At 72.7% G+C, this 12260-nt stretch carries 15 protein-coding genes; 5 read left to right on the forward strand and 10 right to left on the reverse strand.

Annotation, left to right across the window (positions count from 1 at the left end):
• Window positions 1-44: 44 nt before the first annotated feature.
• On the forward strand, window positions 45-1109 hold the full coding sequence (locus ACIP93_RS07885) for a hydroxyacid dehydrogenase (RefSeq protein WP_401756720.1): 1065 nt from the start codon (window positions 45-47) through the stop codon (window positions 1107-1109).
• A gap of 103 nt (window positions 1110-1212) precedes the next feature.
• On the opposite strand, the gene groL is transcribed toward ACIP93_RS07885, so the two are convergent.
• From groL to ACIP93_RS07905, 4 genes are all read right to left on the reverse strand, one after another.
• Window positions 1213-2841, reverse strand: a complete 1629-nt coding sequence (gene groL, locus ACIP93_RS07890) for a chaperonin GroEL (protein ID WP_345228911.1) — start codon at window positions 2839-2841, stop codon at window positions 1213-1215.
• 145 nt (window positions 2842-2986) lie between these two features.
• Window positions 2987-3295, reverse strand: coding sequence for a co-chaperone GroES (groES, locus tag ACIP93_RS07895; protein WP_345229175.1), 309 nt, complete (start codon window positions 3293-3295; stop codon window positions 2987-2989).
• Between the two features lie 352 nt (window positions 3296-3647).
• Complete coding sequence (locus ACIP93_RS07900; RefSeq protein WP_401756722.1) at window positions 3648-4538, reverse strand: polysaccharide deacetylase family protein; 891 nt, start codon at window positions 4536-4538, stop codon at window positions 3648-3650.
• A gap of 199 nt (window positions 4539-4737) precedes the next feature.
• A complete protein-coding gene (locus ACIP93_RS07905; protein ID WP_401756724.1) occupies window positions 4738-5718 on the reverse strand; it encodes a polysaccharide deacetylase family protein in 981 nt (326 codons plus the stop codon).
• 196 nt (window positions 5719-5914) lie between these two features.
• On the opposite strand from ACIP93_RS07905, the gene ACIP93_RS07910 reads away from it, so the two are divergent.
• Window positions 5915-7345 carry an SAM-dependent methyltransferase gene (locus ACIP93_RS07910; protein ID WP_401756726.1) on the forward strand — a complete coding sequence of 477 codons (1431 nt, stop codon included), beginning with the start codon at window positions 5915-5917 and terminating at the stop codon, window positions 7343-7345.
• A gap of 10 nt (window positions 7346-7355) precedes the next feature.
• Window positions 7356-7937, forward strand: a complete 582-nt coding sequence (locus ACIP93_RS07915; RefSeq protein ID WP_401756728.1) for a hypothetical protein — start codon at window positions 7356-7358, stop codon at window positions 7935-7937.
• A 102-nt stretch (window positions 7938-8039) separates the two neighbouring features.
• On the opposite strand, the gene ACIP93_RS07920 is transcribed toward ACIP93_RS07915, so the two are convergent.
• Entirely contained in the window at window positions 8040-8405 is a 366-nt protein-coding gene (locus ACIP93_RS07920) for a hypothetical protein (RefSeq protein WP_345228916.1), read from the reverse strand.
• On the opposite strand from ACIP93_RS07920, the gene ACIP93_RS07925 reads away from it, so the two are divergent.
• Entirely contained in the window at window positions 8380-8631 is a 252-nt protein-coding gene (locus ACIP93_RS07925; RefSeq protein WP_401756730.1) for a hypothetical protein, read from the forward strand. The two genes, ACIP93_RS07920 and ACIP93_RS07925, sit on opposite strands and share 26 nt — an antisense overlap.
• A gap of 20 nt (window positions 8632-8651) precedes the next feature.
• Here the strand turns inward: ACIP93_RS07925 and ACIP93_RS07930 are convergent, their stop codons facing one another.
• From ACIP93_RS07930 to tsaB, 5 genes are all read right to left on the reverse strand, one after another.
• On the reverse strand, window positions 8652-9062 hold the full coding sequence (locus tag ACIP93_RS07930) for an SH3 domain-containing protein (RefSeq protein ID WP_401756732.1): 411 nt from the start codon (window positions 9060-9062) through the stop codon (window positions 8652-8654).
• Window positions 9063-9170: 108 nt separating this feature from the next.
• Window positions 9171-9434: a hypothetical protein gene (locus ACIP93_RS07935; RefSeq protein ID WP_345228918.1), complete on the reverse strand. Its 264-nt coding sequence runs from the start codon at window positions 9432-9434 to the stop codon at window positions 9171-9173.
• Window positions 9431-10606: a tRNA (adenosine(37)-N6)-threonylcarbamoyltransferase complex transferase subunit TsaD gene (gene tsaD, locus ACIP93_RS07940; protein ID WP_401756734.1), complete on the reverse strand. Its 1176-nt coding sequence runs from the start codon at window positions 10604-10606 to the stop codon at window positions 9431-9433. Before tsaD ends, ACIP93_RS07935 begins: the two co-directional genes overlap by 4 nt.
• Window positions 10603-11073 (reverse strand): ribosomal protein S18-alanine N-acetyltransferase, encoded by a 471-nt coding sequence (gene rimI, locus ACIP93_RS07945; RefSeq protein ID WP_345229176.1) that lies wholly within the window; start codon window positions 11071-11073, stop codon window positions 10603-10605. The genes tsaD and rimI overlap by 4 nt, the downstream gene beginning before the upstream one ends.
• 44 nt (window positions 11074-11117) lie before the next feature.
• The gene (tsaB, locus tag ACIP93_RS07950) at window positions 11118-11771 is read right to left on the reverse strand and encodes a tRNA (adenosine(37)-N6)-threonylcarbamoyltransferase complex dimerization subunit type 1 TsaB (protein WP_401756736.1); all 654 of its coding nucleotides are present in this window, start codon (window positions 11769-11771) and stop codon (window positions 11118-11120) included.
• Between the two features lie 230 nt (window positions 11772-12001).
• On the opposite strand from tsaB, the gene ACIP93_RS07955 reads away from it, so the two are divergent.
• Window positions 12002-12229, forward strand: coding sequence for a hypothetical protein (locus ACIP93_RS07955; protein ID WP_345228921.1), 228 nt, complete (start codon window positions 12002-12004; stop codon window positions 12227-12229).
• The last annotated feature ends 31 nt before the right edge of the window (window positions 12230-12260 follow it).

Here is a 12260-nt window from a genome sequence, read left to right on the forward strand (position 1 = left end):
TTCCCTTGGCGCCGAACGACCTGATGAGGAGCCCGAGTTCCACCATGCACCACGCCACTGACAACCGGCCCGGCACCGCCGCCGACCGGGGCCCGGCCGCACGCCGACCCCGCACCCTGCTCGCCATGGCCCCCGGCCTGGCCGACCGGCTCCTCACCGAGGAGCAGCGGACCCGGCTGGCCCGGATCGCCGACACCGACCCGTACCTCGTCGCCCACGACCTGCACTCCCCCGCGTACGCCGGGGCCCTCGCGGAGGCGGAGGTGCTGCTCACCTGCTGGGGGGCGACGCCGCTCACCGCGCCGGTGCTGGAGCGGGCGCCCCGGCTGCGGGCGGTCGTGCACGCCGCCGGGTCGGTCAAGCACCACGTCACCCAGGCCTGCTGGGAGCGGAACATCGTGGTCAGCGCGGCCGCCGGAGCCAACGCGCTGCCGGTCGCCGAGTACACCCTCGCGGTGATCCTCCTCGCGGGGAAGGGGGTGGGGCGGGCCGCCCGGAAGTACCGGGAGCTGGACGGCGCCCCCCACGACTGGCGCACCGAACTGGCCGCCTGCGGCAACTACCGGCGCACGGTCGGGATCGTCGGGGCCTCCCGGATCGGGCGGCGGGTCATCGAACTGCTGCGCCCCTTCGACGTGCACGTGCTGCTGTACGACCCGTACGTGAGCGACGCCGAGGCGGCGCGGCTGGGGGTGGAGCCGGCCGGGCTGGGCGAGCTGTGCGCCCGCAGTTCGGTGGTGTCCGTGCACGCGCCGCAGCTTCCGGAGACCCGGCACCTGATCGGGGCCGCCGAACTGGCCGCGATGCCGGACGGGGCGACGCTGGTCAACACCGCGCGGGGGGCGCTGGTGGACGAGGAGGCGCTGCTGGAGCAGTTGCGGACCGGACGGCTGGAGGCCGTACTCGACGTGACCGATCCGGAGCTGCCGCCGCCGGGCTCGCCGTTCTACACCCTGCCGAACGTGCTGCTCACCCCGCACCTGGCGGGGTCGTTCGGGAACGAGCTGCACCGGCTGGCGGAGCACGCGCTGGACGAGCTGGCGCGGTACGGGGCGGGGCTGCCGTTCGTGGAGCCGGTGCGGGCGGACGGGCTGGGGCGGTCGGCCTAGCACCCGCTTCGGGCTGTGCGCCCGGACGCGCCGAAGCCCGGCCCCCGTTCCGATGAACAGGGGCCGGGCTTCGGCGCGTGCGGCTGCCTACCGGGGCTCAGCCTCAGTGGGAGTGGCCGTGACCGTGGCCGTGGCCGGCGTCGGCCTCTTCCTCGGCCGGCTTCTCGACGACCAGGGTCTCGGTCGTGAGCAGCAGGGAGGCGATGGAGGCGGCGTTCTCCAGGGCGGAGCGCGTCACCTTGACCGGGTCGATGACGCCGGCCTTGACCAGGTCGCCGTACTCGCCGGTGGCGGCGTTGAAGCCCTGGCCCTTGTCGAGCTCGGCGACCTTGGAGGTGATGACGTAACCCTCGAGGCCGGCGTTCTCGGCGATCCAGCGCAGCGGCTCAACGGCGGCGCGGCGGACGACCGCGACACCCGTGGCCTCGTCGCCGGTCTTGTCGAGGTTGCCCTCCAGGACCTTGACGGCGTGGACGAGCGCGGAGCCACCACCGGAGACGATGCCCTCCTCGACCGCGGCGCGGGTCGCGGAGATGGCGTCCTCCAGACGGTGCTTCTTCTCCTTGAGCTCGACCTCGGTCGCGGCGCCGACCTTGATCACGCAAACACCGCCGGCGAGCTTCGCCAGGCGCTCCTGCAGCTTCTCGCGGTCCCAGTCGGAGTCCGTGGACTCGATCTCGGCCTTGATCTGGTTGACGCGGCCCTGCACGTCCTCGCTGTTGCCGCCGCCGTCGACGATCGTGGTGTCGTCCTTGGTGACGGTCACGCGGCGGGCGGTGCCCAGCACGTCCAGACCGGCCTGGTCGAGCTTGAGGCCGACCTCCTCGGCGATGACGGTGGCACCGGTGAGGGTGGCCATGTCGCCGAGCATCGCCTTGCGGCGGTCGCCGAAGCCGGGGGCCTTGACGGCCACGGCGTTGAACGTGCCGCGGATCTTGTTGACGACGAGGGTGGAGAGCGCCTCGCCCTCGACGTCCTCGGCGATGATCAGCAGCGGCTTGGAGCTGCCGGCCTGGATGACCTTCTCGAGCAGCGGCAGCAGGTCCTGGATCGAACCGATCTTGCCCTGGTGGATCAGGATGTACGGGTCGTCGAGGACGGCCTCCATACGCTCCTGGTCGGTCACCATGTACGGCGACAGGTAGCCCTTGTCGAAGGCCATGCCCTCGGTGAAGTCGAGCTCCAGGCCGAAGGTGTTGGACTCCTCGACGGTGATGACACCGTCCTTGCCGACCTTGTCCATCGCCTCGGCGATGAGCTCGCCGACCTGCTGGTCCTGCGCGGAGAGCGCGGCCACGGCGGCGATGTCGGACTTGTCGTCGATCGGGCGGGCGGTCGCGAGGAGCTCCTCGGACACGGCCTTGACCGCGGCGTCGATGCCCTTCTTCAGGGCGGCCGGGGACGCGCCCGCGGCGACGTTGCGCAGACCCTCGCGGACGAGCGCCTGGGCCAGCACGGTGGCGGTGGTCGTACCGTCACCCGCGATGTCGTTGGTCTTGGTCGCCACCTCCTTCACGAGCTGGGCGCCGAGGTTCTCGTACGGGTCGTCGAGCTCGACCTCGCGGGCGATGGTGACACCGTCGTTGGTGATGGTCGGGGCGCCGAACTTCTTGTCGATGACGACGTTGCGGCCACGGGGGCCGATCGTCACCTTCACGGTGTCGGCAAGCTTGTTGACGCCGCGCTCAAGGGCGCGACGGGCGTCCTCGTCGAACTTCAGGATCTTCGCCATGGAGCTTTTCAAGTCCTCTCGGAATAACGAACTGCGGCACGTCGCAGATGCAGAAAACGAACTACGCCCCTCGCCGCCCGGCGTGTGAGCGGGGGCCAGGGGCGCAGTCCAAGAAATGCGGGAAGTGAGGTACTCCCCGGCCTGCTTACTTCTCGATGATGGCGAGAACGTCGCGGGCCGAGAGGACGAGGTACTCCTCGCCGCTGTACTTCACCTCGGTGCCGCCGTACTTGCTGTACAGCACCACGTCGCCGACGGATACGTCGAGCGGAAGGCGCTCGCCGTTCTCGAAGCGGCCCGGGCCCACGGCGAGGACGACGCCCTCCTGGGGCTTCTCCTTCGCGGTGTCCGGGATGACCAGGCCAGAGGCCGTGGTCTGCTCGGCGTCGAGCGGCTGGACCACGATGCGGTCCTCAAGCGGCTTGATGGCAACCTTGCTGGCGGTCGTCACGATCCGGTCTCCCCCTTCGGAGATCTCACGGGGTTAACAGTCTGGGGTGGCGACCAGGTGGATCCGTCGTCGCGGGTGCCGGACCTGCCCGTCGCTGTGTTGGCACTCTCCAGTGGTGAGTGCCAGAGCCGAGACTATGACGCGGTTAGCACTCGGTCAAGCGGAGTGCCAATTGAAGACCCCCGGGGGTGGCACGCGCGTGCCGGGAGCGGGGGAGGACGCGGGTCCGTTCGGGGGGCGCGGGTACGTTCGGGGGCGCGGGTCCGCTCCGGGGGGCCGGGCCCGTTCGAGGGGCCCGGGTCCGTTCTGGGAGCGCGGCGGCGGGAGCGCCGCTGCGGGCGGGACCGGCCGCGGGCTAGAGGTAGTCCTCCAGGCGGGCGACAGTGAAGCCCTGGTCCTGGATGCGGCGGAGCATGCGGGTCGTCATCTCGGTGATCGTCGAGCCCTTGAGCTCGGCGGGGCCGCGGAAGTGGGCGAGGACGATGTCGCCCGGCTTGAGGCGCTTGCCCTCCGCGTACTGCATGTTGTGGATCTGCATGGACTCCCGCCACAGGACGAGTGCCTTCACCCCGCAGGTCCCGGCGGCGCGCACGGTGGCGTCGTTGTAGTTGCCGTACGGCGGGCGGAAGAGGGTGGGGCGGGTGCCGAAGTGCGCCGCGAGGCGGTCCTGCTGGTCGCAGATCTGCTTGCGCTGGGCCTCGTAGGGGAGGGTGCGGAGGTTGGCGTGGCCGGTGGTGTGGTTCTGGATCGTGCCGTTGCCCGCGTCGCGGAGCTTCTTGAAGTGGCCGTAGTCGCTCCCGGCGACGCTGTGCGTGAGGAACATGCTGATCGGCAGCTTCAGGTCGCCGACCATCTTGACGAACTCGGGGTCCTTCTCGGCTCCGTCGTCGTAGGTGAGGAAGACGACCTTGTCGTTCGTCTTCACCCGGTCCAGGACGACCGGGGGCCCGGAGGGCTTGAGGACGGGGGTGCGGTCCGGGGACGCCGGGGCCGGCGCGAGGGGCTTGGCGAGGCCCCAGCGGGTGTACGCCTCGGCCGGTACGCCCCGGGGGTCGAGGCGGGGGGCGGCGGGGGCGGGGTTGCCGGGGGCGGTGGGGGCCTCGCGGTTCGCGGCCTTCGAGGGCCCCTCCCCCACCCCCTCCCCGGAGCCTCCTCCGGAACAGCCGCTCGCCCCCACGGCCAGCACACCCGCCGCCACCGCTCCCGCCACCCACAGCCCCGGCCGGCGCACCCGTACTCCGCTCACTGCGTTCCTTCGCCCTTCGACAACGACCCGGCGCGCTGTGCCGGAGGGCGTGCGATTCCCGCTTCCCCGCTACGAGAGGGAAACCCGCCCCCACGCGTTCCCCCGCACGCCCACGACCTTGCACGAGAAGGTCACAGGGCCCGCCTCCCGGACAGGAGCCGGCAGGCCGGCCGGTGGCCGGTGGCCGCCTGCCGCCGGATCACACGTAGTCCTCCAGCTTGGCCACGGCGTATCCCCTCGCCGTGATCGTCTTCATGACCCGGCGGATCATGTCGGGCATGGAGCCCTTCCAGTCGTCCCGCCCCCGGAAGTGCGTGAGGACGATGTCGCCGGGGTGCAGGTCCTTGTCCCACTCCCGCCACTCCATCCGGTCGGGGAAGGCCTCCGCCGCCCACAGCGGCACCGCCTTGACCCCGCACGTCTTCGCGGCGACGAGGGTGTCCTTGTTGTAGTTGCCGTACGGCGGGCGGAACAGCGGGGGCCGCTTGCCGTAGCGCTTCTCGATGTTGGCCTGCTGGCCGCAGATCTCGCGCTTCTGCTGCCGGTAGGTCAGGCCGGGCAGGAAACGGTGGTTGAGGGTGTGGTTGTGCAGGGCGACGCCCTTGTCCTGCATCTTCTTGAAGTAGCCGTAGTCCTCCTTCACCAGGTAGTCGGAGAGGAACGAGCTGTACGGGATCTTCAGCTCGTCCATCATCCGGAGCAGCTCGGGGTCCTTCTCCGCTCCGTCGTCGATGGTCAGGAACACGACCCGGTCCTTGACCGGCACCGTCGTGAACACCGGCGGCAGGCCCTCCGCCACCTGCCCCTCCACCTCGAAGCCCTTGCGGGTCGTGAGCCTCGGCTTCACCTTCGGCGGCGCGGGCGCCGTCAGCGGTACCTGCACCAGCCCCCAGCGTCTGGCCGCCGCCGCCCTCGCCGCCTGGGCCCGCCGCGCCTTCTCCGCGGGTGAGAGCAGTGCGCCGGCCGCACCGTCGACCTCCCTCCCCTGCTCCTCGCCCCTCCCCTCCTTGCCGGTGCCGGACCCTCCCTGTCCGCCCGTCCGCTCTGCCGGGGTCGCGCACCCCGAGGCGATCGCGGCCGTGACCAGAACCGCTACGGCAATGCTGCCCCGTTTCCGCCCGACACCTCGGCAGTTGTCCACAGAGAGGCCTCTTTCTTCGTTTTGTCTTACAAGACGCATGGCGCCGCATCCTGTCAGCGCCCCACGCTCCGGACCGGACGACACCGCGAGCGAGTACGCACCGTCGCCCGCTCGGCCCACACGAGGCAGGCACCCGTACGGACGCCCGCGCGGCACCCGCGCGGCACCCGCACAGCCCGCGCGCGGCTCCCGCACCGCGACCGCCCAGCGACCGGTGCTCCCCGGCTGGCCCACAATGGACCGGGTGAAGACCCCCTCCGCCGACGCCCGCACCAGCGCCGCCCCCACCCCCGACGCGGCCGCCGCGCCCGAAGCCGCCCTCGCCGCCCTCCTCACCCCCGAGGGGCAGGCCCTCCTCGCCGAGCTGCGCGACTACGACCCCGCCCAGGCCCTGGCCCTCGCGACCCGGCTGCGCCGCGACCACTCCCCCGAGCTGGTGTCGGCGGCCCTCGCCCAGGCCCGGCTGCGCCAGCGGGCGGCCGCCAAGTTCGGCCCCGAGGACGCACAGCGGATGTACTTCACCCCCAACGGCGTCGAGCAGTCGACCCGCAGGTCCGTCGCCGACCACCGCGCGGTCCGCTTCCACGCCATCGCCGCCGCACAACAAGCCGCCCGGCAAGCGGAGCAGCCAATGGAGCAGCCGGCGGAGCGGCAACCGGAGCAGCCGGCCCCCCAGCCGGCCACCCGGCAAACGGACCCGCCGGCCGCACCGGGGCGAGCGGACCCCCCGACCCCCCAGCGCCCCCACACCGTCGACCTCTGCTCCGGCATCGGCGGCGACGCCCTCGCCCTGGCCCGCGCCGGCCTGCGCGTCACCGCCGTCGACCTGGACCCCGCCGCCTGCCTCGCCGCCCGTGCGAACGCCGAGGTCCTCCTCCCCGACCCCGCCGCGCTCCGCGTCGTACAGGCGGACGTCCTGACGTACGACACGGGCGGCGCGCACGCCCTGTTCCTCGATCCGGCCCGCCGGTCCACCAAGCGCGGCCGCATCTTCGACCCCGAGGCCTACTCCCCGCCCCTCTCCTTCTCCGTCGCGGCGGTGCGCGGGGCGGGCGCGGGCGCGATCAAGATCGCCCCCGGCATCCCGCACGAGCTCGTCCCGGACGACTTCGAGGCGGAGTGGATCTCCGACCACGGCGACGTCAAGGAGGCCGTCCTCTGGCACGCGCCGCCCGGCAGCCCGCACCTCGCCCCCGGCGGCCGCCGCGCCACCCTGCTCCCCTCCGGGGCCTCCCTCCTCGGCCGCGGCCTGCCGAACCCCGACGTCCGCCCGCTGGGCCGTTACCTGTACGAGCCCGACGGCGCCGTCATCCGCGCCCACCTCGTCGCCGAGGTCGCCGAAGACCTCGACGGCGGTCTGATCGACGAGACGATCGCGTACGTCACCGCCGACGAGCTCCGCCCCACCCCCTACGCCACCCCGTACGTCATCACCGACCAACTCCCCTTCAGCGTGAAGAAGTTGAAGGCGCTCCTCCGTGAGCGCGAGGTCGGCGTCCTGACCGTCAAGAAGCGCGGCTCCGCCGTCGAGCCGGAGGAACTGCGCAAGAAGATGAAGCTCGCGGGCAGGAACTCCGCGACCGTCTTCCTCACCCGTGTCGCGGGCGCCCCCACCATGCTGGTCGGCCGGCCCGCCCAGGGGTGGGAGCACGGCTCCGCTGGGTAGGCAGGCTCCCATGACACACATCGAGAAGGCTCTCGCCGAGTCGCTGAGCATGCTGCGGCCGCATGCCGACACGTGCGACTGGTCGTCGTTACCGGCCGGTCCGCCGCAGCAGCGGATGGAGTGGTCCTGCTGGGAGACCGCCGCGCACATCGCGCACGACCTGGCCGCGTACGCGGGGCAGTTGGCGGCCCTCCCCGACGACGACTACCTGCCGTTCGACCTGGTGGTGCGTCCTGGAACTCCGCCCCGGGAAGTGCTCCGGGTGATCGAGGCGGCGGGCGGCATGCTCACGGGCGTCCTCGCCACCTCGGGCCCCGACGTGCGGGCGTTCCACTGGGGCCCGTGCGACCCGACGGGCTTCGAGGCGATGGGCGTCGCGGAGACGCTGCTGCACACGTACGACATCACCCAGGGCCTCGGCGTGACCTGGTCGCTCCCGGCCCGTCCGGCGGCGTACGCACTGGACCGGCTCTTCCCGGACGCCCCGTCGGGCGATCCCGCCGAGGTGCTGCTGTGGTGCACGGGACGCGGGGAGCTGCCGGGGCACAAGCGGCTCACGGAGTGGGTGTGGCAGGCGGCACGCGAGGGCTGACGCCCCTCCGACGGCCCCGGCCCGCCAGGGCCCGCGCGAAACCGGGCCCGCCCCGCCCGGGACCAGTCGGCTCCCCCGGCCGTCCGGTGCCGGCCGGCTTCCTTACGCGAGGTCGGTCAGCTCGTCCGCGTACACCTGGGAGAGCGGCTGCGGCCCCACGTACTGCTGGCAGGTGCAGGTGCCCGCCTCGAAGCGGACCGGCTTCTTGTTCTCGTCCCAGGCGGTCGGCTTCTCGACCTCCTCGTGGCACTTCCCCGCCTTGTCGTGCTTGGCGAGGTGATGGGTGCAGCCGCAGACCGGCTCCGGGGGCCGGTTGGCCGCCTCGATCGCCTGGCGCTCCCTGCGCAGCACTTCGGCGCGCTCCAACTGCCGTGCGTGGCGGGTGGCGAGGGCCTGCCGTCCCGCGTTCGCGAGGCCGCCGAAGCCGCCCATCAGGAAGAAGATGAACAACCACCAGTACCAGGCCACCGTGCGCCCCTTTCCCCAGTCCGGCGTGTACGACCAGGGTACGCGGACGGGCCGACTGGGCTTCGGTGGCGAGCAGTTCCACCGCTCTCCCGCAGTGCGCGTGGACGTCGACGGCGGTCACGGCCTCGCTCTCGTCCGTCGCGGTCTCGTACGGAACTGCCACAGCGACGACGGGGCGGGACACGCGGACGGGCCGCCCGGCGGAGTGCCGGGCGGTGCCGCGTGATGCCGCGACCGGCCCGCGGATCAGGCGGAGGGCGCCGCGTCGGCCGTGCGGTGACCGTTTGCGCACCAGCCCACGTACCCGAAGTTGTGCACGTACTTCGCGCTGAGCCAGCCCGAGCGGTCCCAGAGCTTGTACCAGAGGGCGTTGCCGTGGATGTTCTGGCCGCGCACCTTGCAGGCGAGGCGCACGATCGCGCCGTTCCGGTACGAGCCGATCTTCCGCGAGGAGGACGTGGGCCGCTCCCGTACGAACTGGCCGCCGTGCGCGGTCACCTTCCCGCCGACCCCGTGCATCACGGCCGCCTGCACCGCCCCCGTCCCCGCGGTCGCCGCAAGGGCGGCGGAGGCGGTCGTCGGCGCGCACACCGCGAGCGCCACCGCCATGGTCACTGCACCCAGCCCGGTCCGGGCCATCTTCAGCTGTACGGACATGTTCCTGCGACTCCTTCACGACGACGAGGGGCGATCCCTGGCGCCACCGAGTCTCACGTCGCATTGTCCGAAAAGCGGTCAACGCCACTCGGGAGTAAGCCGAACGGCTCAGCCCTGCTCCACCGACTCGAACCGCCACCTGTGCACGGCGCGCGTGATCAGCTCGGCCGCCGGTTCCGGGAGTTCGGGGAGCTCCGCGTCGTACGGAGCGTCCCACCAGGTCAGTACGAGGACCCGGTCCTGGGGGGCGCGCAGGATCTCCCGGCGCAGGGGCTCGGCCGCGAGCACCCGCGCCTGGGCCCGCGCCCACTCCAGCAGCTCGGCGCCCCTGCCCTCGGCGGCGCGGGCCTCCCACATCAGCGCGACGGTCATGAGTAGAGGTTGTCCTTGCTGATCTCGTGAACGTGGTCGTGGTCGTGCGCGTGCCCATGTCCATGACTGTGCCCGTGCCCGCCCTCGTGGCCCTCGTGGCCCTCGTCATGGACGTGTCCCGGCACGTGCGGTTCCGTCACCGGCAGCGAGGAGTCCGCCGAGAGGTCCCAGTCCGAGGCGGCCCGTCCCCGGGCCACCATCTCCGCGCCCAGCGCCGCGACCATCGCGCCGTTGTCCGTGCACAGCCCCGGGCGCGGGACCCGCAGGGTGATGCCCGCCTTGTCGCAGCGTTCCTGGGCGAGCGCCCGCAGCCGGGAGTTCGCGGCCACGCCGCCGCCGATCATGAGGTGGTCGACGCCCTCGTCCCGGCAGGCGCGGACGGCCTTGCGGGTCAGCACGTCGACGACCGCCTCCTGGAAGGACGCCGCCACGTCCCGTACCGGCACCTCCTCGCCCGCGTTCCGCTTCGCCTCGATCCAGCGGGCCACGGAGGTCTTCAGACCGGAGAAGGAGAAGTCGTACGCCGGGTCGCGGGACCCGGTCAGACCGCGCGGGAAGTGGATGGCCTTCGGGTCGCCCTCGCGCGCGAGCCGGTCGATGACCGGGCCGCCGGGGAAGCCGAGCTGGAGCACCCGGGCGATCTTGTCGAACGCCTCGCCCGCCGCGTCGTCGATGGTGGCGCCCAGCGGGCGGACGTCGGAGGTGATGTCGGGGGCGAGCAGCAGCGACGAGTGCCCGCCGCTGACCAGCAGCGCCATGGTCGGCTCGGGCAGTTTGCCGTGTTCGAGCTGGTCGACGCAGATGTGCGAGGCGAGGTGGTTCACGCCGTACAGGGGCTTGCCCAGGGCGTACGCGTAGGCCTTGGCCGCCGTCGTGCCCACCAGCAGCGCGCCCGCGAGGCCGGGGCCCGCGGTGACGGCGATGCCGTCCAGGTCGGAGGCGGCGACCCCGGCGTCCTTGAGCGCCCGCTGGATGGTCGGGACCATCGCCTCCAGGTGCGCCCGGGAGGCGATCTCGGGGACGACTCCGCCGAAGCGGGCGTGCGTGTCGACGCTGGAGGCGACCGCGTCGGCGAGCAGCGTCGTACCGCGCACGATGCCGACGCCGGTCTCGTCGCAGGAGGTCTCGATGCCGAGGACCAGGGGCTCGTCGATACCGCTGACAAGGTTCATGGCTGGGTCTCTTCTGTCTCTTCGGTCGTCGTACGGCGCATCACGAGGGCGTCGACGTTGCCCGGCTGGTAGTAGCCCTTGCGGAAGCCGATCGGCTCGAAGCCGAAACGTTCGTACAGCTTCTGCGCGCGTGTGTTGTCGACCCGCACTTCGAGGAGCACCTCGGCGCACTCGAAGGCGGTCGCGTGCTTGAGCAGGTCGGTGAGCAGGCGGGCGCCGAGGCCGGTGCCCCACTGGTCGCGGGCGACCGCGATGGTCTGCACGTCGGCGAGGTCGCCGGCGGCGGCCAGGCCCGCGTACCCGACGAGGCGGCCGGTCGCCGGGTCCTCGGCGACGACGTAGCGGCGGGAGGCGCGGGGGCCGCGCGCGTACGCCAGCTCGGACCAGAACATCCCCGGCGACCAGGCGTCCTCGGGGAACAGCTCGTGTTCGAGTTCCAGCACGGGTTCGATGTCCCACCAGCGCATCTCGCGCAGGACGGCCGACCCGGTCTCTCCGGCGGTGGCGGCGGTCACGTGGGGGTGACCACCTTGTAGTTCTTCGGGACCTGCGCGTCGGGGCGGCGCAGGTAGAGCGGGAGCGGCGGCAGGAAGTCGCTGCCGGCCGCCAGCTTCTCGGCGGCCAGCGAGGCGAGGGCCGCGGCCGAGACGTGCTCGGGCCCGCGGGCGTCGGGAAAGGCCTCGGGGTACAGGAGCGCGCCCGCGCCGACCACGGGCAGGCCCGCGAGGGACTCGGCGATCTCGGCGGGCCGGTCGACGGCGGGCTCGGTGGCGCGGGTGCGCGCGTCGTCGTACCGGGCCCAGTAGACCTCCTTGCGGCGGGCGTCCGTCGCCACCGCGAAGGGCCCTTCCCGCCCGGTGGCGTACGCGAGGGCGTCGAGCGTGCACAGGCCGTGCACCGGCACGCCGAGCGCGAAGCCGAAGGTCTCGGCCGTCGCGAGGCCGACCCTCAGTCCCGTGTACGGGCCCGGGCCGACGCCGACGGCCAGGCCGGTCACGGCGTCGAGCGTGCGGCCCGCCTCGCGGAGGGTCGCGTCGATCAGGGGCAGCAGCAGTTCCCCGTGCCTTCGGGCGTCGACCCGGGTGGTCTCGGCGACGACGGAGTCCCCGTCGTGGAGGGCGACGGTGACGGCGGGGGTGGCGGTATCAACGGCGAGCAGAAGCACACGAACAGCCTACGGCCCGCGCGGCACCGGCACGGCGTCCGGCCGCGCGGGCCGCCGGGACCGGGGAACTCCCCCGTCGCGCCGCGCGTTGTCCCCGTACGTTCCGACAACGTGTCGGGAAGATGTTGCATCGGGGGTGCGCGGCATGGTCACATGGGTCCCGAGAGACAGGTTAGGTCTACCTAACCACCATCCCGCTGCGCCTGCTCCCGTCGCCCCAGGAGGCGTCCATGTCGGCACCGGAACGAGAAGTCGAGAAGCCCATGACGCCTGCCGCCCCCGCCCCGGCTCCCGTCACGATGAGCGCCCTGCTGGCGTCCTGCGCCGCGGCCACGGCGGTGTCCACCCCGCCCCGGCAGACATCGGCCCGGCAGGCCGCGCCCCGGGAGGCCGGGTCCCGGCAGGCCGCGTCCCGGGACGGCGAGAAGGGGACCGCCGGGCAGCGCGAAGCCGCCTAGGCGATCCCCTTTGGGGACGAGGGAAGTTCCG

Source organism: Streptomyces sp. NPDC088745 (assembly GCF_044751045.1).
Classification (GTDB): Bacteria; Actinomycetota; Actinomycetes; order Streptomycetales; family Streptomycetaceae; genus Streptomyces; species Streptomyces cremeus.

Coding starts and splice junctions, on each gene's coding strand:
- groL (WP_345228911.1), bottom strand. CDS start 2,841: ATGGCGAAGATCCTGAAGTTCGACGAGGACGCCCGTCGCGCCCTTGAG.
- ACIP93_RS07885 (WP_401756720.1), top strand. CDS start 45: ATGCACCACGCCACTGACAACCGGCCCGGCACCGCCGCCGACCGGGGC.
- ACIP93_RS07955 (WP_345228921.1), top strand. CDS start 12,002: ATGTCGGCACCGGAACGAGAAGTCGAGAAGCCCATGACGCCTGCCGCC.
- ACIP93_RS07930 (WP_401756732.1), bottom strand. CDS start 9,062: ATGTCCGTACAGCTGAAGATGGCCCGGACCGGGCTGGGTGCAGTGACC.
- ACIP93_RS07910 (WP_401756726.1), top strand. CDS start 5,915: ATGGACCGGGTGAAGACCCCCTCCGCCGACGCCCGCACCAGCGCCGCC.
- tsaD (WP_401756734.1), bottom strand. CDS start 10,606: ATGAACCTTGTCAGCGGTATCGACGAGCCCCTGGTCCTCGGCATCGAG.
- rimI (WP_345229176.1), bottom strand. CDS start 11,073: ATGCGCTGGTGGGACATCGAACCCGTGCTGGAACTCGAACACGAGCTG.
- ACIP93_RS07925 (WP_401756730.1), top strand. CDS start 8,380: ATGAACAACCACCAGTACCAGGCCACCGTGCGCCCCTTTCCCCAGTCC.
- ACIP93_RS07905 (WP_401756724.1), bottom strand. CDS start 5,718: ATGCGTCTTGTAAGACAAAACGAAGAAAGAGGCCTCTCTGTGGACAAC.
- ACIP93_RS07915 (WP_401756728.1), top strand. CDS start 7,356: ATGACACACATCGAGAAGGCTCTCGCCGAGTCGCTGAGCATGCTGCGG.
- ACIP93_RS07935 (WP_345228918.1), bottom strand. CDS start 9,434: ATGACCGTCGCGCTGATGTGGGAGGCCCGCGCCGCCGAGGGCAGGGGC.